Genomic DNA, 21817 nt, shown 5'->3' on the forward strand with positions numbered 1-21817 from the left:
AAATGTATGCCTAGTTTACAAAGAATATACTTCAGTAAAAAACGCTTATCCAAAGGTATACAATCTTTCTTCTTTACAGTCTTCTTTTTAACCTCTCCTGATTTCATAATCTCTCCCCAAAAAAGCAACCAATTTATCACGTGCATTTTATCAAAAAAATCCTTGTAGAGACGACTCAAAATATATTGTTCCGAAAAAATACGAAATAAACACTATCCACTTTTATTGTAGGGTCCAATATCCTTTTTCAAATTTAATTAAAGCAGGAATCGTGAATTACCGAATATCATTACGGCAGGGTACTGTATAATAGAAAAATAAGTTTACATGTTTTAAATGCTAATTACATAGCATTCAGCTTATTTAAACTAAAAATTAGCTACATATCGTTAGAAAGGTTGGTAATTATTGTGAGTATAAATCCAAATATGGTGGAGATAGCCTCCCTCCTAGGAGAAACGTCACGTGCAACAATACTTGCAAGTTTACTGGATGGGCGTTTTCATACTGCAGGTGAATTAGCATTGATGGCTGTAATAACACCTCAAACCGCCAGCTTTCACCTTTCTAAATTAGTGGAAGGTAACCTTGTTAAAGTTGAAAAACACGGACGACATCGTTACTATCAGCTAGCAAATGGAGAAATTGCGCACATTTTAGAATCGTTTCTTGCCATTTCCCCACCTCCTGAAGTTCGGTCGTTAAAACAATCAAGCCAAGTTAAAATGCTTCAGGAAGCCAGAACTTGCTATGATCACTTGGCAGGAAAACTGGGAGTCCAATTAACTGAATCGATGTTGAAGGCCGGATATTTGAAAAAAGAAGAGAGAGAGTTTACAGTTACACCCAAAGGAAATCACTTTTTTTCTGAATTCGGCATCGATTTACTTGTTTTAAGAAGAAAACGCCGTTCATTTTCCCACTCATGTTTAGATTGGAGTGAACGTCACCATCATCTTGGCGGAGCTTTAGGGAATGGGCTCCTTACACATTTATTTGATTTAGGCTGGATAGTCCGTGTTCCATCTATTCGCGCAGTAAAAGTAACACCTAAAGGGAAAGAAGGATTTAAAGAAGTTTTTTGTATAGAGGTATAATTTATAATCCTTCATGATGAAAAAGAAAAAGGCTCTTTTCTTTTTCATCATGTAGGATTTTCTGTCTTTAGCGGCTTAAATCCATGGGATTACTATAAAGCTCTTTTAACGAATTTATTTTCCTTTTGGAAATTGCTATTTACAAGATAGATGCCAATGATGATAAACAGTCCGCCAATTAGGAGTGAAGTGTATATCTGTTCACCTAATAGTGCCCACCCTGATAATACACCGAAGAAAGGTGCCAAAAATAAAAAGGCACTTGTTTTTCCGGGATCACTCTTTTGTAAAAGGTAATACCAAACAGCAAATTGCACGATCGATGACATGATACTTAACCATAATAAAATGAACAACGAATTGCCATTCAGTATGAAAAATGGTTTTTCAAGAATAAAGCTGCTAAGTAAAAGCAGTAAACCGCCAAAAAGCATCTGATAGGCAGATAATACCCATGTATCGGAAATCGCTCCCCATTTTTTCGCCAATAATGTGGAAATCGCCCAGAAAACAGAAGAAAGAATGCCGAAAAGAATACCAACCTTAAATTCAAGTTGCGCTCCCATCGTTATAATTACTCCGACTAATCCTAATAAAACACCAATCCATTGATATAGTTTATAGCGTGTTTGTGAAAAGATCGTACCGAAAACAACAACAAGCAACGGGTTCGTGAATGTAAGAATGGAGGATTCACTTGCTGTAATCGTGCGTAAACTCAGGAAAATGCACCCCATTACTCCGGCTGTTTGAAAGGTGCCGATAATGAGCATTTTTATCCAATCCCCTTTAGAGTTTGGATGCGGTCTTTTTAAAAAGATTACGATCATCGCCATTATGAGTCCGGCAAGTGTGAAGCGTAATGCTGCTAATAATAATGGAGATGAATAAGGTAGACCAATTTTAACTACTGCAAAAGAAGAACCCATCAAAAATGTCGTTAAAAGTATCAACACTGTAAATTTGTAAACATTCATTTTTTTATCTCCTGACATATTTAAATGACCGATCTACAGATAGTATAGCCGGTGATTATTTCAGCTCTCATCGAAATATGGAATACAAGTGGATCAAACTTAATGGTATCGACATATCATAGGGAATCTTCATAGTTTAATTGATATAAGTAACCTCTTTAAATCATCGTATTCATCTTTGAAATCAACTTAAAAAATAGAGGTAACCTCATCCTACTTTTCATATATTTCTAGAGGCAAATCATCCGGATCACAAAAAAAAGCAAACCTTTTTCCTGTTAACCCATCAACACGGATAGGTTCGACTGGAATGTTTTCGTTTTCTAAATCTTCAATCGCTTGATTAATATCTTCCACTTCAAAAGCAAGATGTCTAAGCCCTCTAGCTTCAGGATAACTAGGACGATGGGGGCTATCAGGAAATGAGAATAATTCCAGCTGATATTCCCCTCCGACGATAAGATCCAATTTATACGATTTCCTTTCTGACCGATATGTTTCCTTCTCGATATCACACCCTAAAATATTTACATAGAAGTCTTTGACTTTTCATAATCGGAACAAATTATTGCTACATGATGTATTTTTTTTACCTTCATTTGTGTCCTCCCTAAGAACATTGATTATTTTTATAAACTAATTTTACCAAAGTTATACATTAATAAAAACTTAGATTTCAGTGCCTCCTTCGGACTCCACTAGTACATCCATTTTCCTTTCACCGAATATAGGTCTTAACACTACTCCAAATAGATTAATTGCAGCACATAGAAAAATTGTATATTTTAATCATGAAAAATACCCTGGCCTTACTGTATGAATATATTGATAATATCGTATAAAAAAAAGCCCTGTTAACTGAATTCAGTAACATCAGGCTTTTCAAGATAGTAGCTGGCAGACTTATTTCACTCTCTATATACCATTTCGAACAAATTTTTATAAATTCTCACGCCCACTTTTGTCTTCATTTATATCAATCTATTTTACAGCAGGAATTGTTTGTGGATTTTCTGATATGGAATTTTCCTTACCCGATTTCAAGGTCATAAAAGCGATAAAACAAACGACTCCGAATGAAACCAATAACCAAACAGCTCCATTAAACGATCCATCGAAAGCGTCTATGACAAAACCGATCGTTAAAGGAGCGATGAAGCCAGCCACTTGCATCCCTAAATTGACCACTCCCACTGCAGAACCTCCGATTGCTTCTGGTAAATACTTTAGCGGGAGACTAAAAATGATAGTGGATAAGGCTGCGGAAAATATAGGTATAATGGATTGATAGATGATAACTCCCGTTACCGTTTCTGCATGAAACATGAGATACACGAATAATGCTAGACCTAATCCACTAAAGCCCCCTATCCATTTTTCCCGACCAACTTTCACTTTATCCAGTACATAACCGGCGATAATATAGAAAGCCACCGATGCTATTGCAGGGATCATCTGTAAAAGACCCATGGAAATTAAATTCAGGCCACGTTCCTGCACCAAGTAAGTCGGCATCCATGACATCACTCCCCAGCTGACGAAACCATATGCAAACGAGGCAGCCATCAAACTAAGGACCAAGGGGGTTTTAAACAGCTTAATAAAAGAACCTTTGACAGGAACTTCCGTTAAGGAATCTACTTCTCGCGGGCCCTGACTCCCTACTCTTGGTTTTAATAAGAACAAATATAGCAACCCAATCGTAAACCCGAAAATCCCAATAATGCCAAACATCATCCTCCATCCGATACTAACAAGCAGAGTGGCTGCTAGAATGGGTGAAATGACACCTGCAACAGTGAGTGCGGAAAGAAACAAAGACATTGCCCGGGATCGCTTTTCTTCCGCAATGGACACTGCTATCATTTTGGCCCCAGCAGGAAAGAAACTTCCTTCCCCCAATCCGAACATAAAACGAATGACCAGCAACGAAACAAAAGACCATGCCAATCCTGTCAGACTGGTAAAAATGGTAAAACTAAAGACAGAGACAATCAGAACGATTCTAGCGCCGAAACGATCGGCCATCCAGCCGCCGGGGATCTGCATTATCGCATATCCTAAAAAGAAGACGCTTAATATCAGACCTGTGGAGGATGCGCTCAATTGGAGGTCATCGGATATATGGACAATCCCGTAATTAATGACAAAGCGATCCAGTGCCGAGAACAAATTACCTGCAAAAAGTAATAACAAAATCATTTTTGGATTTTGACCGAATGCTAATTTGTTCACTAGCATAGCCCCCTAGTTTAGCTTTAATTTTCATCGCGATTCTTTAAACTCTAAGGAAACAGGATCATGGAGTATCTAATGTCGAGGATGCGGGTTCAAAGATAATAGGTGCTCTTAAGTCAAACATATAGGATTTCCTTTTTTGATTATACGCAGTAAATTTCCGGTAAGAAATTAAGTAGTCTTTACCTTTTCTTGTCCATATACTGGGTTTCCATCTATGAAGGTGGCTAGAATTGCTATGTCCTTAATTTCTTCTGGATGAACAGCTGTAGGGTCAGTCTCGAGAATGGTAAAGTCTGCTTGTTTTCCAATTTCTATGCTGCCTGATCGTGACTCATCAAAATTTAGTTTTGCGCCAAAAATAGTCATCGACTTTAAAGCTGTTTCTACATCAATGCGCTGTTCTGGGCCTAAAACATGACCTTCTCTCGTTATTCTATTAACTGCAGCCCATACTGAAAATAGGGGTGAGATTGGGGTAATTGGACAATCGGAATGCAGGGTGAACAATAAATTGTGTGCAACAGCTTCAGCTAACGGACTTATACGTCTTCCACGCTCCGGACCCAGGAAAATTTGTTTATGCCTGTCTCCCCAATAATATACATGATTGATGAAGAAGGATCCGGCTATATCAAGTTCCCTCATCTTCATGATGTCCTCGGTGGTCGCAGTTTGGACATGTTCGATTCTATGGCGATGCCCTGTACGAGGGCTATTGGATAAAGCATATTCATATGCCGCTAATATCGAGCCGATCGCACGATCCCCGTTTCCATGCGTTGTGATCCTAAATCCTCGTCTGTGCAGGTCTAAGACTTCTTCATTAAATGCTTCCTGCTGATGAATGAGATCTCCGTATACATCTTGATTTTGATAATATGGAAGACGTAAAGCTCCTGTTAATCCTTGGATGGAGCCGTCCTGAAACATTTTTGCGCTATCTAATTTAACCCGTCCCCCAGACCTTTCCCTGAGTTCCAGGTCCAATTGAGCTGGAGAATAACCCCCGAATGGCTCTCCTTCACGAAGCTGCTGATGCATGATCATCAGTCTCGTTCGCATCGGATTAATTTTTTGTTCAGCCGCTTTAAGATGAACCTCTAAATCTTCCAAATTATTAAATCCAACTGCAGCATCTGTATTCGTGGTAATTCCTTGAGCGACATAATCTTTTGAAGCCTTTCCTATCATGTCAACCTGTTGCCCAATTGTCATTTGCGGTATGTGATTATTTATTGGTGCCATTGCCGCTGGTTCATAAATTACCCCATTAAGTCTTCCGTTCTCATCCCGTCCATAATGTCCGCCCTGGGGATCAGAAACATCATCAGTTAAACCTGCGAATTGCAAGGCAAGCGAATTTACTGCGGATAAGTGCCCTGAAGTGTGTGTGATGACTACAGGGTTATTTGGCGAAACCTTATCTAAATCACTCCGAGTAACATGGCGCTTTTCATACAAAAGCGTATCATCATAGCCATATCCCTTTACCCATTCGCCATCGGGAGTGTCTTTTGCTTTTGCACCAATCACCTCTAAAATATCTTTTATGGATTGATTGGGCGGTGTACCGCAGTTCACCTGTCCCATCGTTAATCCATACATTAAAATATGGTTATGAGTATCGATAAAGCCTGGAATTAGGGTGGATCCCTTTAAATCTACAACATCAGTGCTTGCTGTAACCTCCACTGCACTTTTAGGTGGCTCACACTCATCCCAAATCCCGACAATTTTCCCATCTGCTACAGCAATTGACCTAGCCCGGCGATTCCTGTTATCTAGAGTCAGCACATTTGCATTTTTAAATAAAAGATCGATTTTTATCATAAAATAAAGTCCCTCCCTTTTTTTGGTTTTAAATCCACTTCATTTCGTCATAGTACTAACTTGGCAAACTGACAGATGGAAATACTGAATAGATAGGGCATATATTTACAAGTCAATAAGGAGTAAAATGACACATCCTTTCTATAATGAAACAATAGATTTACCCCATTTTACTAGTGGTGTTAACATCACGTCGTCCGAACCAGTATAAAAGGCATAGTTACATTAAAACATTTAAATTTATAATTTTCAATATTTTCTAAAAATAACAATAAATATAAGTCGGTAGATTATTATGTAACTAAAAGGTAGGGTTTCGGAATGTATCACTATATCTACATTTTAAATCCTTATACATTTATATGTAAAAAAAAGCCCTCCAGTATGATTTGGGTGTATGAACACCACTCATCTTACAGAAGAAGCTCTATTGATTGGCACCTCAAACCTAATTTGACTGATTAAGAGACCGAGCGAATAATCCTTAAAATTTATACTGCGGTATATCCGCCGTCCACAATAAGACTTGTGCCTGTAACAAATGATGCATCGTCACTTGCGAGGAAGAGAACGGCTTTCGCCACTTCTTCCGCCCTGCCTAAACGGCCGATTGGATGTAAATCGATCAAACCTTGTCTTATTTCACCTTGTGCTTCGGCAATAAGTGGTGTATCTATATATCCAGGGCAAACTGCATTGACACGAATGCCATCTTTCGCATAGGTCGAACCTAACGTTTGTGTTAACAGTTTGACCCCGCCTTTCGCAGCAGAATAGGCTGTTACCCCCGGTTTCCCTGCATGGCTATGGATGGAGCCTGTATTGACAATGGCGCCGCCAGTAGATTGTTTTTGCATTTGCTCTATCGCATATTTATCGGATAGGAAGACACCGGATAAATTAATATCAATCGTTTTTTGCCATTGCTCGTAGCTTAACTCATGAATGTTTCCGTCTCTTGCAATTCCTGCGTTTGCGAACATGATATCCAGTTTTCCATATTTATTAACCGTCTCTTCGATCATATTCTTTACGTCATTTTCATTCGTCACGTCAGTTTTAACAAAAAGAGTATCATACCCTTTTCCATTTAACTCTTCTGACACAGCCTGTCCATGATCAGCAAAATCGGCAATGACCACCTTTGCTCCTTCTTCTGCAAATAATTGAGCCGTGCTTGCTCCAATCCCGCTTGCTCCCCCTGTTACGATTGCCACTTTATTTTCTAATCTCATCTCTAAACACTCCTTGGTTTTTAGTTTCTAATATCCGTTAGAAAAGTAGTTTTTTTAGCGTGCAGTCGCTCCGCCATCTATCACAAATTCAGTACCCGTCGTATAGGAAGATTCGTCCGAGGCAATGAAAAGCACTGTATTCGCCACATTTTTGACGCTGCCCAGATGTCCCAACGGGAATTCTTTACCCAATTCATCTTTTGTACTGCCAGTTTGTTCAGATGCATAGTCCGCCATCCCGGTATCGATATATCCTGGATGAATCGAGTTTACACGGACCCCTTTGGAAGCATACTCGATGGCAGCATCTTTAGTCATTGTCCGGACCGCTCCCTTGCTTGCACCGTATAAAACATGACCAGGGGCGCCAATCAAGCCTGCAATGGAAGAAGCGTTAATGACTGAACCTTTATTTTGTTTCGCCATCAGTGGCATAATATGTTTCATTCCCAAGAATACGCCGGTCACGTTAATCGACATGAGACGATTCCATTCCTCCAGTTCAATCTCCGCAACCGGTTTAATGATATAAATACCCGCATTGTTGAACAGAACATCCACCTTATCAAAAGTATTAATCGTTTCCTTTGCAACCCTTTTCCAATCTTCTTCATTGCTGACATCATGACGGATGAATAGCGCCTCTCCGCCAATTGCCTGAATGTCTTTCACAGCTTGGTCACCTGATTCCTGGTTTATATCAGTGATGACGATTTTTGCTCCCTCCCTAGCAAATAACAAAGCTGTTTCTTTCCCTATTCCTGTATCCCCGCCTGTAATGATGGCCACTTTGTTTTCAAGTCTCATCATATTACCCCTTTTCTTATTTTCTACGCAACAGATTCCTTGAGCACCAGAAATCTCCATCCATGGAGGTTCTCCCTAGACAAGTAAATAAAGCTAACTTTAACAATTGTCCACCACTTTAAATGGAATGCCGCTAAAAAAAGCTTCATTGTCTGTCTATGCCTTTATTTTACTCCTCGCAATTTGAAATACTATCCTATAATATGCCGTATAATAATAGGGTAAGTATCCCCCTTATATAGGGGTATTTTGTTTAAGGAGAAGAGACTCGTATGACCCAGCCCGCTAATGCTTATGAAGAGATATCGTTTCAGCAATTCATATTATTCATAAAAAGTCATAACAAACAGATTGAAGACAATATCAATATTTATTTGAATCTAGAGCCCCTTATATTAGAAAATGAACGTAAGATGATTCAAACATTACTGGAATCATTTCTACTATTTTTATCCGCTCCAAACATCGAAGACATAAATGAAACATACGATAAGTATTTGGAAACATGGCTTCAATCACAGTTGCCCATTTTAAATGTGAACCATTTCAGCATGTTCCGATTGATCTTTGAAAAGTCCATCGTTACCTTAATGGCCAACCTGAAACATGCCAATACCATTTCCATTCTAATGTTTTTATTATCCATTTTCTCTCACCTCATCCATAGCTATAACAAATGGATGGATGTCGAACCCATGCAACTTTCAAAAACCCACGAAGAAAATGCTGAACTTAAAAGACTGCAACTATTGGACCAATTAGATGAGCTTCTAATTAACTCATCAGGAATTAAGGATTTTGCTCATATCCTAAAAAAATGTGAAGAGTTCTTTCACTATAAAAGATGTGTTTTTTATGCTTATATTCCTTGGTCCAATCAATTTTATGGCACCATTGGATTGGAGCTACCTAAGGTTCAAAGCATGAGAGGACAACTCAGCTTGAAGCAATCCTTTGTTTTCAATTCAAAAAAGCCTGTATTTTTAAAGAATCCCAATCATTATATTAAAAAGGAACATATAACGTTGTTTAATCTTTCAACTGTCATATTTGTACCGATTGTTCATGATCAGCAAGTTTTCGGCTGGTTGACCTTTGATCAATTAGGCGAGGAATTCGATTATTCAAAAGATGAACTGACATTACTTGAACAGGTCGGAAAACGGTTAGGCTTATATTTATCAAGAAAGGATGATGAGGTATCCATTTATACCGATCAACAATTGACGGAACGGGAATCCGTGATTTTAAATTTGCTGGCGGAGGGGTATAACAATAAAAAGATGGCCGAATTATTGCAATTAAGCGAGCATACTATAAGGGATTATGTAAGCAGTTTAATGACAAAGTTTAAAGCCAAGAACCGTACACAAGTCGTAGTCTATGGATTTCGATTAGGTCTATTAAAGTAAAATCGAGTTACCTTTAATCGTTATGTAAGTCAAAATAAATCCTTACATAGTTAGTTGTTGTTGAATATATCATTTACATTAGCTGCCATATCATAATCATTGGAAACGGGTTTGAAGAAAGATTCTGTCATGGCAGCCTGCAATCCACTTTTGAAGGATCAATTCATGTACTCATATTTATAATCGCCTGTATTTTTAATAGCAACTTCCACCTGAATATTACGAATGGATTCTTCATTAAGGCTAAAATCCTCTTTAGAAACTTCTTTATATTTTTTTATATTCTTTCTGTAGATAACTGCTTCTAAATTATAGATGTCTATATTTTTATCAAGAGCGTATTTGTAGGTATCCCTGATTTCTTTCTCTAATGCTCCCTGTATTTTTTCTTTAAGGTGGGTTAATGAAATGTTTTCTTCCATATCCGTTACGGCACCTTCTACTTCTATTGAAATATCGAATTCGACTTTATCATTTGCATAGATTGGCTTTATTTTGAATTTTGGCCTGATTAAAGATAATTGAACAATGTTGTTTTTGTTGATTTTTATTCCAATTGGGGATCTTACCGTTGATTTTGTTAACCATCTCATCCCCCCAAGATGTTTATTTGCTATCTCCCCCTTTAGCTGATTATTTTTAATAAAATAGGACCCTGATAGTTTTACGGTGTTCTGTGATTTTTCTTTTGCTCTCCACACCTCAGTTTTTAACGAAATCTTCGGTAGTTTTATTGTCATTCCTGTTTCATAATTTTGTGTATAAAATCTTTGGATCCGGATGGGTTCGACAAAGGATCTTAATTTATAAATATCCTTCGGATTGAAAATGCTTGTTTGCACTGAAGAGCCGAATAAACTATTGACAAAGAGAATCTTTTCTAAGGAATCATCGGTACCATATAACCAAGTTGTTTCCCTAATTTGCTGAAATCTTAAAATGGGATCGTTTACGTTGTCCAATCCATGTTTTAGTAATCTTTCAGAGAAAATGATCAATTTAACATGAGCCCAATAAATATACTGGTTTGACCTTTTATAAATATCATTCATGGCCTCGTTCATCGTTTTCCCTTGCCCTTTGGCGACCCAAACAGGTGTTGGTTTTGGTTCCAAGCCTTCTTGTTTAGCCACACCTGCAAAAGACGTCACCTGCACATAAATGACATACTGCCCATTCTGATAATCTATTCCCATTGCACTTATATATTGAATATCCTGAATATCCTTGGTATCCCAGCAGCCACTTAAAAGAGCAAGGCTCATTACGAATAGTATAAATCTAAGGATCATTTTCATTAGCGATTTCCTTTTGTTCTGTCCTTAGTTTTCAGCATTTCGGCTCGTTTCTTTCTAAAGAGATATGGCTTCACAAAGACACCGCCCCCTAGAAGATCTTTCAAGGATAGTGGTGATATAGGCGCTAAGTAAGGTAAACCATAAATCTGCAGCCTTGATAAATAAAGGACAATAGAGAATACACCGAGAAAGAATCCGAATAATCCTAAAACAGAAGAGAGAAATAATACAAAAAACCTGGCCATGCTTACAATTCCACCTAAAGATTGATTGATTAATGTATAGGTAGCTACCGCAGTGGTACCTGCCACCACCAGCATCGTCGGGGATGTAATCCCGCCTCTAATTGCCGCATCCCCTATAATTAATCCACCCACAACGGCCAGTGATTGACCGATTGCTTTGGGGAGTGTGATCCCTGCCTCTCGAAACAACTCAAATAAACCCAAAATCAAGAAGGCCTCTTGTTGAGGTGATATAGGCAACCCAAATCTAGATACGGTTATCGTCGCCAAAAATGGGAAGGGGAGCTGGTCTAATTGAAATGATATTAGTGCTATATAAAAACCTGGCAGGAATATTGATATCACCAGTCCGAAAATGCGAAAGAAATATTCGAAATTTGTATAGTAAGATGGAGTATGACGATCTTCCGCGGCTTTTAACAATAATGTAATATTGCCTGGTCCAATTAAGGCAGTTGGTGACCCATCCACTAAAATGGCAAAGCGCCCATTATTTAAACTGGCTACAGCATAATCCGGCCTCCCTGTATAATCAAATAACGGTATCAGGTTGAACTTACTGTCTGATAAAAATTCTTCAAGTTCAGTAGTTCCCAACAAGATATCTGTGTTTATTGAGGAGATTTTCCTTTTTACTTTTTCAATGGTTTCTGGATTTACAACATCCTTCACATATAATAAATTGATTTTTGTCTTGCTCCTTTTGCCAATAGTAAATGCTTGATTTTCGAGTGATGCAGTTTTATATCTTTTTCTGATCAACCCTAAATTAACAGAGATATCTTCGATAAATCCATCACGTGGACCTCGGATGGAAATTTCACTACTTGTTTCTTCGGGACTTCGATTCGGGATGCTTGGTAGGGAAAACATAAATAATAATTCCAATTCTTCAAATAGCATCAGGACCATCCCGGAAAATACGTTTTCCTCCACATCTTCTTTTATAGTGGAGGAAGGGAAAACCCTACTGATTTTAAATTCGTCTTGAGGATCCTCTATAACCCCTTCTTCCTTCAGTTTAGAATTTATGAATACACTACCTTCAAGCCGTGCTACTGATTCCCACAACTTTTTGACATCGACCAACACCTCTGAATAAATCAAAGTGCAAATAAGGGGCGGATCGGTTTTCCCTTCAGATGTAATGGTATGCTTTTTGAATTTTACATCCGAGCTCATTCCGAATAATTCATTGAAATACTCCGTCTTTAGTTGGATCTCCGAAGAACTCCCCTTATTTGACTTGTTCAATAGAGGCTCCATTCTTTTTCACCCTTTCTTTCAAAAAAATGACCATGTTAATAAAAAAGGTTATAACCAAAATGCTAATCACACTCAATTTAAAATAATATCGTTCCGTAAAATTCCTGTATGCTGGAATGTCGATTGGTATACAAAGCGCAATGATTAAGGAGACTGATATAGCAAGCAATACAATATTTTTTATTTTCTTTGATTTAATTTGAAACAGTTCCCCCATTAGGAATATCGATAACGATACACGGATAAATGCACCTGAAAGCCATTGGTATATTGATAAAAAATCCAGCCGGTTCAAATACTTACCCATGGTTAGTAACCGCCATTGAGCGTATGCAGGATTGCTGATTTTTGCAGCCTGTACCGGACCAAACTCTGTAATGGAGCCTATTATGGGTCCCATACTGATAAACAAAAGAAATAAACCTAAAAAAAATAAACTCCTGAACTTTATTTCTGTCTTTACAAACTGTTGAATCAAAACGAGAAGAAATATCTCTGTAAAACCTCCTCCTAGTATTACGACCCCGTCCCAAACAGGTGTAATTCCATTTTCAAAAATAGGGAAAAGCAAGGAGTAATCCTTATACTGTATATTTGCCGTCATTATCATAAATCCAAGTGCCACAACAAGGGGTAAAACCAATCCTCCGGCAATGGCTATTGTTTTTATTCCAGCCTCTGCAGCAATAAAACATAGGATGATGAAAGGTATAAATAATATATATTCTGGCGTTTGAATCATATAAGTACTGTTTACCCAGGAAAATGTGCTATATAAAGTGACAAACAAGTTTAATGAAATATATAAGAAAAGAAGGATTTTTATGGACCAGGCGGCGAGCGGGTGACTGTGAGTATGAAGCCAACCAATGATATGCTGTTGCTTTGTTTTACTTATTATCCAATAAACCATGGGAAGCCATAATAGAAAAAGCATCCCGGTGACTAAATTACTGATCCATGAATCTCTTCCGGATGCACCAAGCAGTGAAGGCAAAACGATAACATGGTTCATCAACCCAATAGATAGAATCAGTACCATTGTTGCTTGAAAAGTAGATATACTTTTTATCATGTGACACATCCCCTCTCTTTTAATATGAGGAGGCATTTTTGTTTTTATTCATACGGTGCATCAATTCTTTAATGGACAGATAGGTATTTGAACATCCCCTCCCGTCAATAAGCTCCGCTGAATCAACTGCCATTTATGGCTTTGCGATAAATAATTTAGAGAGACATTTTTTGTTTACAAATCAGAAAAGTTTTGTACGGTTTCATCGAACGCCCAACAGGCACCAGCTGTTTTTTAGCTGGTGCCTGTTGGCGTTTATCCCTTATACTGTATCCTCCGAGTATGAATGATACTTTAAGATGTTAGCTTTGTAGGTTCTTCATTGATAGTTTTTTCTATACTGCTGCTTTCTGCTTGATCCTCTTTAATCCATTTAATGAGAGATATCGATGCCATCGCCATAATTAAGATGAGTGGAACGGAGGTAATGACTACTACTGATTGAAGAACATGCAGTCCTCCACCAAACATCATGGAAAACGCTACAAGTTCTATGACCAAAGCCCAAAATATTTTGTGCCATCCAGCTGGCTCTTGATCTAATGACAACTTTTTTGATGCTTCGCTTGCTATTGTGAATGACGAAGAGTCTAGTGTAGCTGAAAGAAAAATAAGGGTGATAATGATTATGGCAAACAAGGCAATACTGCCGCCGGGAAGGCCCTGGTAAATGGCGGCAATGGCAAAAAAGCACCTCCAATTGTTAGAATGTTGTCTAACAATTGGAGGTGCAGTTCAAATTTGAAGTCGGTCTAAAATTCTTATTTGGCAAACATAGCGTTAACAAAAAATAACCCCAAGGAGCTCATTTATTAAAATAAGGGAATTAATGAACTATTTCAACTCTTTTTGATTCTAATAACATTAGTCATTTTGCTTATCGTTTTTCACTGTTTTTCCAGATAAAAACCATCCGCCTATTGCAATAAGAAGCATGACTGACCAAAAGATTATATTCCAAATCGGTCCTTCAACAAAATCATGAGAAATAATGTGCACGGCTGGATGCGCAAGGGTGTGCATCAATAACTTTACCCCTACCCAACCAACGATCAACATGGCTGCCGTTTCGAGGCTAGGCCGCTCCGTCAGTATCTTAACGAAGTATCCTGCAGCAAACCTTATGACGATTAAACCTGCAATTGCTCCTAATAAAATAACAATGAATTTAGCCCCATCCATACCTCCTATATCACCCATCGGTGTATCTGGCAAGGCAATGACAAGAGCGACTGCAGCTAAAATGGAATCAATAGCAAAAGCAATATCAGCTAATGCAATTTGCGCAACGGTCATACGGTAGCTTTTCCCTTTTTTTTCTTTGTCACCGTGGTCCCTTTTTAGTAAATGCTTTAATGAAATGAAAATTAAATATGCAGCCCCAATTGCTTGAACTTGCCAAACATGGAAAAGGTACGAAATGATGAAGATTGCACCAATCCTAAATATAAAAGCCAAAAGCAACCCAATATTAATCGCTTTTTTTTGCTGTTCTTGTGGTAAATGCTTTGACATGATGGCTAAAACCAATGCATTATCAGCAGATAATAAACCTTCTAAAAAAATTAGAATGATTAATACCCAGCCATATTCCAATAATAACGATAGTTCCATGATACCCCCCTAAAAGCATGTATAAGAATGCGTATATGACTTCAAACCCAACAACACTTTCTCCTCCAATATTGTCCCATCTTATCTACTTCCTTATTCAAACCTTCCGTCCCGTTAGCCCTGTTTGAACGAAGCAACTCACCTATTGATAGTAGCATCCATTAGCTCTATATTATATTCTTTTTTGCTTAGCCAAAGTCACATTGGCATTTTTACCTTCTCACTTCGGCAATCACCAAATCAAAACCTATTCAGCCATTAAATGATATTTCTGTAAAATGTCCCTTGTGATTTCCCTAGCTTCTGCCGATGTACCGGAGATATTCGTTACAAAAACATAGTCACTTCCCTTTGTTTCAATAAAACCCACATACCAGCCAATGTTTGTCCCCTGCCCTGTTTTTCCGTAAAGTGTATAGCTGTCCCCTTCAGTCTGGATCATCATCCTTTTAACGGTTTTCATGACATCCTTATCAAAAGGAAGATTCTCTCCATATAAATTTGCCATGAAATCCACTTGTTCAATAGGAGAAATTTTGAGTGAGCTGCTTAGCCAAAACTGATCTATCCCTCCACTAATATCTTGGTTGCCATAAGAAATCTTATGAATCCATTCCTCCATTCGACTCTCTCCAATGTCACGGGCCATTGCTTGATAATACCAAACAACGGAGTTCCTTAAACCAGACCCAAGCGTATGATCCTTGTTCCATATCTCAATTTCCCTTTTCACGCCATCCCAATATTTAATGTCATATTCATCCTCGACGGCACCGACCTGCAATCCGATAAGTGCATTGGGCACCTTAAAAGTCGATTGCGGCGCAAATCTTTGTTCGGCCCGTTCATTATTATAGATAAAAGTCTTACCTTTTTTCACTTCACGTAATATAAAAGTACCTTCACGTTCAGCAAAAAATTCATCGACGTCGAGCTTCTTAATATTGAGTTTATCTTTGGCGGCATTGGCTCCACTTGGCTGCTGAACGCATGTAAATATAACGGAGGCGCCAATAAGTATTAAAAAGGCTGCCAGAAGCCTGCGTTTTTTCAAATTCATCACCTCAAAAAATTATTTACAATCCTATCCATTCTATCAGATAAACTCAATATTTTTAAGATTAAGAATTCTCATTTTTACATGCTTAATTTTAAAAAAAGTCACGGCAGATAAATGGAAAGTTAAACATCATTGCGCTTTTTATGATTTAGTTGCAATATTAATCAAATGAATAAAATTAAGGCTTTTCCCAAATAATAGGTAGACTAATTAAGGGAGGGATTTATATGGATGCTAAACGTGTAAAACAGATTCTTTCTTCTTCATCTGACATTGAGGTGAGATATAATGGCACTTCAGTATGGATTGATAATTTAAATGAAGATGGAAGAACGGCTACAGTACATCTAAGAGGCCCATTAGAGGAAAGATCAGACGTAGCAATTGACGAACTTAAAGAAATATAATATTCATTTAAAAACTGAGCTCCTCTCGTAATGAGAAGAGCCTTTACTTATTTCAACCTTAATTTTTGACCGATATAAATTTTGTCGGGGTCTTTAATTCCGTTAAGACTAACAAGAGATTTTACTGTTGTTTTATATTTTTTTGCAATGAAGCTAAGTGTGTCGCCTTTTGTTACAGTATAAGTTGTGGTTGTCTCAGTTTTCAATGCACGGGAGTTGTGCGTCCTAAAAGTATTTATTGTATTTGTAAAATCCCTATAGGCTATATTCAAATCCACCTTTGTGCTGATCCCACTTACCTTACCTGAATCAGAATGCTGCCATATATCTGTGCTTCGTCCCAACGTGCTGTTGTATCTGGCAATCCACAAAGCGTATTTCGTCAACCTTGATTCATCTAAAGTATTTTCGAGAAAGTATTTACCAGTATACAGCATAGCCGTGTATCCAGCTTCTTCAATAGCCTCCAAAAACGCGATTGCTGCATCTGTCAGCGTTTTTTTCTTTGCCTTTTTTTTATTTTCTTCAAGATCAAGAACAACAGGATAATTTAAAGCAAAAGAGCTGATAGAATCTAAAAAATAAGCAGCCTCAGCCTTTGCTTCTGCAATAGTTGCAAACTTCGCATAGTGATAGGCCCCGACTTTCAATCCCGCTGACAATGCTTGTGGTGCATTTTCTTTGAAATAGGATAGCTTGGAATAACTCGTTCCCTCTGTTGCTTTAATGAACACGAACTTCACGCCTGCCTTTGCAACTTCCTCCCAATCAATAGCACCTTGCCAATGTGAAACATCGATTCCCTTTATATATTCCATATTAATGACCTCCTCAAGGAAACAATCCTATGGTGGTAAATATTTATGAGTTTTATAGGAAATATTCAGTCCTACTGCCCACCTTATAATAAAATATTTGATTGAGTTAAAACAAATATAAATGATGTAAAAGTATTATGCTGCTTCCTTTTGGTTTCAAAGATTATTTTATGCTATACTGATTTTATTAATATCAGAAGGGATGATGGGTGGCCGATGATTAACTAATCTTATTTTCAAAATTTGAAATCACATATTTCAAATCATACGAAATAGGATTAGTCTGCCCATTTTCTATAAATTGTAGAGCTATCATGAAAATAGCTCTTATTTGATAATGCACAGGTACGGCTAATCCTTCCATAGAACTGGGAGGATTTTTTTTATTCTCCCTTTAAGGAGAGGGATAATTATATGAAAGAACTATTAAAGTTAACCAATATCAGCTTTGAAGTATTGGACCATAACATTTTTGAAAATGTTAATGCTAGTGTTCAACAAGGGGAAGTCATCGGTATCATTGGCAAAAATGGTGCCGGTAAATCTACGTTGCTGCAATTAATTAACAATGATTTAGAGCCAGCACATGGACAAATCCAATGGCTGCAGCAAGACTTGAAAGTTTTTATGGTTGAACAAGAAGTCGAGTCGCATTCTTCAGAAGATAAAACGCCTACCGAAGTTAAATTACTGGATAAAATGCATGTACCAAGCCATGGCTTCCTACAATTAAGCGGAGGAGAAAAAATCAAGGCCCGGCTAGCAAAAGGGCTTTCTAAAGGTGCAGACCTTTTACTATTAGATGAACCTACGAACCATCTTGATGAGGCCAGTTTAGGATTCCTCAATGAACAAATTAAGAATTATAGAGGTACCATTATTTTTGTTTCGCACGATCGTTATTTTTTGGATGCTGTTGCAACGAAAATTTGGTCGATTGAAGATAAAAAGCTAATTGAGCACAGAGGGAATTATTCTAGTTATATGGAAGTTCGCAAACAGAAAAGACTTACACAACAACGTGAATATGAAAAACAGCAAAAAATGGTTGAACGGATCGAGGGACAAATGAACGAAATCACTTCCTGGTCAAAAAAAGCCCATTCACAATCGACGAAAAAGGAAGGAGTTAAGGAATACTATCGTGTGAAAGCGAAGCGAATGGATGCACAGGTAAAATCTAAACAAAAGCGTCTTGAAAAAGAGCTTGAAAAAGCAAAAGCTGAACCTGTTGAATCAGAATATACTGTACGCTTTTCAATTAAAACAAAAAACAAGACGGGAAAACGTTTTTTGGAAGTTAAGAATTTAACTAAGACTTTTAGCGGGCGAACACTGTTTAAAAACGTCAATTTCACGATTCAGCATGGTGAGCAGATTTCCATTATAGGCCCAAACGGCAGCGGAAAGACGACATTATTAAAAATAATTCTTGGACATGAAACTTTTGCGGGCGATGTATGGATTTCACCATCTGCAAAAATAGGCTATTTGACGCAAGAAGTGTTTGATTTACCACTTGAACTTACACCCGCCCAGCTTTTTCATAAAGATACTTTCGAGTCAAGAGGGAACGTTCAAACTTTAATGAAGCATTTAGGCTTCACGGCGTCTCATTGGACAGAACCCATTAAGAATATGAGTATGGGTGAACGCGTGAAATGTAAGTTAATGGAATATATATTGGAAGAAAAAGATGTGCTTATTTTGGATGAGCCGACAAATCATCTGGACTTAGCTTCACGGGAACAACTTGAAGAAACCTTAGCACATTATACTGGAACGCTTATCGTCGTTTCGCATGATAGATATTTTCTCGAAAAAACGACAGGCAGCAAACTTGTCATTTCGAATAATCGCATACAAAAGCAATTGTATGAATCATCATCCTCCAAAAGAGATGATTTGGAAGAACTGCGATTAACACTTGAAACAGAAAGACAGGAAGTTTTGGGAAAGCTTAGCTTTATGACGCCAAATGATAAAGCGTACACGGAACTCGATAAGAGGTTTAATGAGCTTACGAAAAAAATAAATGAACTTGGTGACAAATGACTATCACTGTAACTTAATGTACTGGATGATAACCCTTAGAATGAATTAGTTCTAAGGGTTTTTTAGATATTACCCTGAAGTCCTGCCGAACAAATTACAGTCTCGGATCGTTCAGGAATTTTTTACACACCTTGAACATCAAGAACCAATTGATTTGAGGTGCTAAAAGGATATCCGTAATGATACAATTTGCAAATTAAGCAGAATACTATTGTCCCCTTGTTAATAAGATTGAATGATGGTTATGTTTTAAGAGGGGGCCTTAGTTATGAGTGAGAACGCACAGGAAGCTATGAGGAATAACTCTGGAATGTTTGTTGAACGCTCCTTAGATGAGATTCGTTTTTGGTCAAGAATAATGAAGGAACACTCGTTATTTCTAAGACTAGGTTTTAGATGTGAAGATACACAGTTAATTGAGGAAGCTAATCAGTTTTATCTTTTATTTGAACGGATAGAACAGCAATCCCATTCATTTACAAATCAAGCTGATCCAGAACAAATCAGAAGATTTAACGCGGAGGTGCAACAAGCTGCCACAGGCATATTTTTGTTTAAAAGGAAGGTATTAGGATTAATACTCACCTGTAAACTGCCTGGTGCAAACAACTTCCCACTTCTAGTCGACCATACAAGCAGAGAAGCCAATTATTTTAGAAAACGATTAATAGAATTAAATGAAGGTAAATTGAAACCACTTGCAGATGCCATCATCAAGGAAAATGTTTTCTTTTTAAGAATAATGGCGGATCATGCAAAATTCATTGGACATCTCCTTGATCCATCGGAAAGAAAGCTGGTGGATATGGCGCGAAACTTTAGTAATGATTTTGATCAATTAGTCTTTCAAGCCGTAGACTTAGAGTCCATGAAACCGCAATCTCAAACGGCCCCTCTTCTGGATCAATTTCTAGATCAGAACCGCGTGTCCGTCGTATCACTTCGAGACTTTAAGAAAACCGCCAGGGATTTAATCGAAGAATGCAAAATCAAGAGCATCATTCATCCACTATTGGCTGATCACGTTTTCCGTGAGGCCGAACGTTTCCTTGAAATCATCGATATGTTTGAATCCCATCTTACAGGTTAAAAAATACAATTAATTGAGTATGAAGGATATGGAAAATTGCAATTATCGGATAAAGAAAATAGGCCCCTCTCGATTTAGAGAAGGGCTTTTATATGTAAAAAGTTAAGACAGGGAATTCACCAATGTTTCAAGTTTCTCTTTATCAAAAACAGAAATCCATGGTAAATCCTGATTGACTTCATTAATACCAGGTTGGATAACGCGGCTATTTAAGAGGTCACAAATACAATCATTTATTAATTGGATATCCTGGTCTGATATTTTCCGGTTATATGTAGCGGCTCCTGTTTGTGTGGTCATCCCCCCTATCAAGCCTCTTTGATTTAATGAACTCCTGATCACTTCTCTGATAGCCTCTAGACTAGTCAACGGAAATACATCAAGGTGCTTAACAATCATTCTAAAAATATCCTCTCTAGATAAATCCTGTTCAAAATGTTGTCTCAAATAATCCACCCCCATTTGTCAAAACATTCTCCAAATGAAACGTAAAATCCTCCTTTTTCCCTAAAAAGGACGATACACAATTCCCTTTTGTGTACCGCACTGACCCTTTATTCCAAATATAGAAATTAACACATAAAAACCAGATTCACTGACGATTTTCCGCAACAAATACAGCGCCTGACCGTTTTGCAAAGGATGCATTGTATAGAAACTCATCTGCCATAACTGAATTGATTTTTTCTTTGAAAATTAACATTCATATTTTTGGTAAATATTTGTATTATAATAAAATAAATATATAATCTGTTACATTTTGATAAAGATTATTTAACGAAGGGAAGATTGCTTATCTTTAAGACCATTCTGTTCATTCACATTTGCGCTGGAGCAATATGTCTTATTAGTGGAATAGGTGCTATGTCTTCAAAGAAAAAAAGAGGTATGCATACAATTTGTGGTGAAATTTATCACAGTGCATATGTTGTAGTCTTTGTCACATCCCTGACTATGGCAATATTGAATTGGGAAAGCAGCGCATATTTATTTTTCATTGGAATATTTTCATATTCTTTCGCATTTATAGGCTATGTAGCTGGTAAGAAGAAATGGAAAAACTGGACTGTATCTCATATTAGCGGGATGCTCGGTTCCTATATCGCTATTTGTACAGCAATTCTTGTAGTAAATTTATCCAATATAACTATCTTCAATGAATGGAACCCATTAATTTTTTGGTTTCTTCCAAGCATTATAGGTTCCCCTCTGATATTGTTGGTTGGAAAGAAGTATAAAAAATCCAATTCGATCTAAGTTCAGTCCAAATACCTCATATTAACAAAAACC

Annotated in this window: 19 protein-coding genes and 1 pseudogene; 6 read left to right on the forward strand and 14 right to left on the reverse strand. The window is 37.5% G+C overall.

Features of this window, described 5'->3' with window-relative positions:
* The first annotated feature begins 410 nt into the window (after nt 1-410).
* On the forward strand, nt 411-1097 hold the full coding sequence (locus tag ACSR9O_RS21575) for an ArsR/SmtB family transcription factor (protein WP_491725069.1): 687 nt from the start codon (nt 411-413) through the stop codon (nt 1095-1097).
* A gap of 92 nt (nt 1098-1189) precedes the next feature.
* On the opposite strand, the gene ACSR9O_RS21580 is transcribed toward ACSR9O_RS21575, so the two are convergent.
* The 6 genes and pseudogenes from ACSR9O_RS21580 to ACSR9O_RS21605 form a co-directional block, all read right to left on the reverse strand.
* Nucleotides 1190-2074: a DMT family transporter gene (locus ACSR9O_RS21580; protein WP_491725070.1), complete on the reverse strand. Its 885-nt coding sequence runs from the start codon at nt 2072-2074 to the stop codon at nt 1190-1192.
* 213 nt (nt 2075-2287) lie between these two features.
* Nucleotides 2288-2673 (reverse strand): annotated as a pseudogene (gloA2, locus tag ACSR9O_RS21585) (SMU1112c/YaeR family gloxylase I-like metalloprotein).
* Between the two features lie 382 nt (nt 2674-3055).
* Nucleotides 3056-4309 (reverse strand): MFS transporter, encoded by a 1254-nt coding sequence (locus ACSR9O_RS21590; protein ID WP_230178352.1) that lies wholly within the window; start codon nt 4307-4309, stop codon nt 3056-3058.
* Nucleotides 4310-4483: 174 nt separating this feature from the next.
* Entirely contained in the window at nt 4484-6145 is a 1662-nt protein-coding gene (locus ACSR9O_RS21595) for an amidohydrolase (RefSeq protein WP_491725071.1), read from the reverse strand.
* 491 nt (nt 6146-6636) lie between these two features.
* The gene (locus ACSR9O_RS21600; protein ID WP_076368734.1) at nt 6637-7380 is read right to left on the reverse strand and encodes an SDR family NAD(P)-dependent oxidoreductase; all 744 of its coding nucleotides are present in this window, start codon (nt 7378-7380) and stop codon (nt 6637-6639) included.
* Nucleotides 7381-7434: 54 nt separating this feature from the next.
* Complete coding sequence (locus ACSR9O_RS21605) at nt 7435-8187, reverse strand: SDR family NAD(P)-dependent oxidoreductase (RefSeq protein WP_491725497.1); 753 nt, start codon at nt 8185-8187, stop codon at nt 7435-7437.
* 272 nt (nt 8188-8459) lie between these two features.
* Here ACSR9O_RS21605 and ACSR9O_RS21610 point away from each other — a divergent pair, with 272 nt between their 5' ends.
* Entirely contained in the window at nt 8460-9599 is a 1140-nt protein-coding gene (locus tag ACSR9O_RS21610; protein WP_260357194.1) for a LuxR C-terminal-related transcriptional regulator, read from the forward strand.
* Between the two features lie 158 nt (nt 9600-9757).
* On the opposite strand, the gene ACSR9O_RS21615 is transcribed toward ACSR9O_RS21610, so the two are convergent.
* The 6 genes from ACSR9O_RS21615 to blaOXA form a co-directional block, all read right to left on the reverse strand.
* Nucleotides 9758-10897: a Ger(x)C family spore germination protein gene (locus ACSR9O_RS21615; protein WP_491725072.1), complete on the reverse strand. Its 1140-nt coding sequence runs from the start codon at nt 10895-10897 to the stop codon at nt 9758-9760.
* Nucleotides 10897-12408 carry a spore germination protein gene (locus ACSR9O_RS21620; RefSeq protein WP_491725073.1) on the reverse strand — a complete coding sequence of 504 codons (1512 nt, stop codon included), beginning with the start codon at nt 12406-12408 and terminating at the stop codon, nt 10897-10899. The genes ACSR9O_RS21615 and ACSR9O_RS21620 overlap by 1 nt, the downstream gene beginning before the upstream one ends.
* The gene (locus ACSR9O_RS21625; RefSeq protein ID WP_491725074.1) at nt 12380-13483 is read right to left on the reverse strand and encodes an endospore germination permease; all 1104 of its coding nucleotides are present in this window, start codon (nt 13481-13483) and stop codon (nt 12380-12382) included. The genes ACSR9O_RS21620 and ACSR9O_RS21625 overlap by 29 nt, the downstream gene beginning before the upstream one ends.
* 294 nt (nt 13484-13777) lie before the next feature.
* Nucleotides 13778-14206 (reverse strand): BCCT family transporter, encoded by a 429-nt coding sequence (locus tag ACSR9O_RS21630; protein ID WP_491725498.1) that lies wholly within the window; start codon nt 14204-14206, stop codon nt 13778-13780.
* A 141-nt stretch (nt 14207-14347) separates the two neighbouring features.
* Nucleotides 14348-15097 carry a TerC family protein gene (locus ACSR9O_RS21635; protein WP_101221564.1) on the reverse strand — a complete coding sequence of 250 codons (750 nt, stop codon included), beginning with the start codon at nt 15095-15097 and terminating at the stop codon, nt 14348-14350.
* 247 nt (nt 15098-15344) lie between these two features.
* Nucleotides 15345-16157 (reverse strand): class D beta-lactamase, encoded by an 813-nt coding sequence (gene blaOXA / locus ACSR9O_RS21640; RefSeq protein WP_397314557.1) that lies wholly within the window; start codon nt 16155-16157, stop codon nt 15345-15347.
* A 227-nt stretch (nt 16158-16384) separates the two neighbouring features.
* Between blaOXA and ACSR9O_RS21645 the strand changes: the two genes are divergently transcribed.
* On the forward strand, nt 16385-16564 hold the full coding sequence (locus ACSR9O_RS21645; protein WP_034313120.1) for an H-type small acid-soluble spore protein: 180 nt from the start codon (nt 16385-16387) through the stop codon (nt 16562-16564).
* A gap of 47 nt (nt 16565-16611) precedes the next feature.
* On the opposite strand, the gene ACSR9O_RS21650 is transcribed toward ACSR9O_RS21645, so the two are convergent.
* Entirely contained in the window at nt 16612-17382 is a 771-nt protein-coding gene (locus ACSR9O_RS21650) for a GH25 family lysozyme (RefSeq protein WP_230178345.1), read from the reverse strand.
* Between the two features lie 414 nt (nt 17383-17796).
* On the opposite strand from ACSR9O_RS21650, the gene abc-f reads away from it, so the two are divergent.
* Together abc-f and ACSR9O_RS21660 are read left to right on the forward strand one after the other, a co-directional pair.
* Entirely contained in the window at nt 17797-19437 is a 1641-nt protein-coding gene (abc-f, locus tag ACSR9O_RS21655) for a ribosomal protection-like ABC-F family protein (protein WP_491725075.1), read from the forward strand.
* A gap of 268 nt (nt 19438-19705) precedes the next feature.
* On the forward strand, nt 19706-20527 hold the full coding sequence (locus ACSR9O_RS21660; protein WP_101221560.1) for a DUF2935 domain-containing protein: 822 nt from the start codon (nt 19706-19708) through the stop codon (nt 20525-20527).
* A 102-nt stretch (nt 20528-20629) separates the two neighbouring features.
* Here the strand turns inward: ACSR9O_RS21660 and ACSR9O_RS21665 are convergent, their stop codons facing one another.
* Nucleotides 20630-20974 (reverse strand): hypothetical protein, encoded by a 345-nt coding sequence (locus ACSR9O_RS21665; RefSeq protein WP_260357187.1) that lies wholly within the window; start codon nt 20972-20974, stop codon nt 20630-20632.
* A gap of 417 nt (nt 20975-21391) precedes the next feature.
* Here ACSR9O_RS21665 and ACSR9O_RS21670 point away from each other — a divergent pair, with 417 nt between their 5' ends.
* Entirely contained in the window at nt 21392-21784 is a 393-nt protein-coding gene (locus ACSR9O_RS21670; RefSeq protein ID WP_491725076.1) for a DUF2306 domain-containing protein, read from the forward strand.
* The last annotated feature ends 33 nt before the right edge of the window (nt 21785-21817 follow it).

This window comes from Peribacillus sp. B65, from assembly GCF_058513295.1.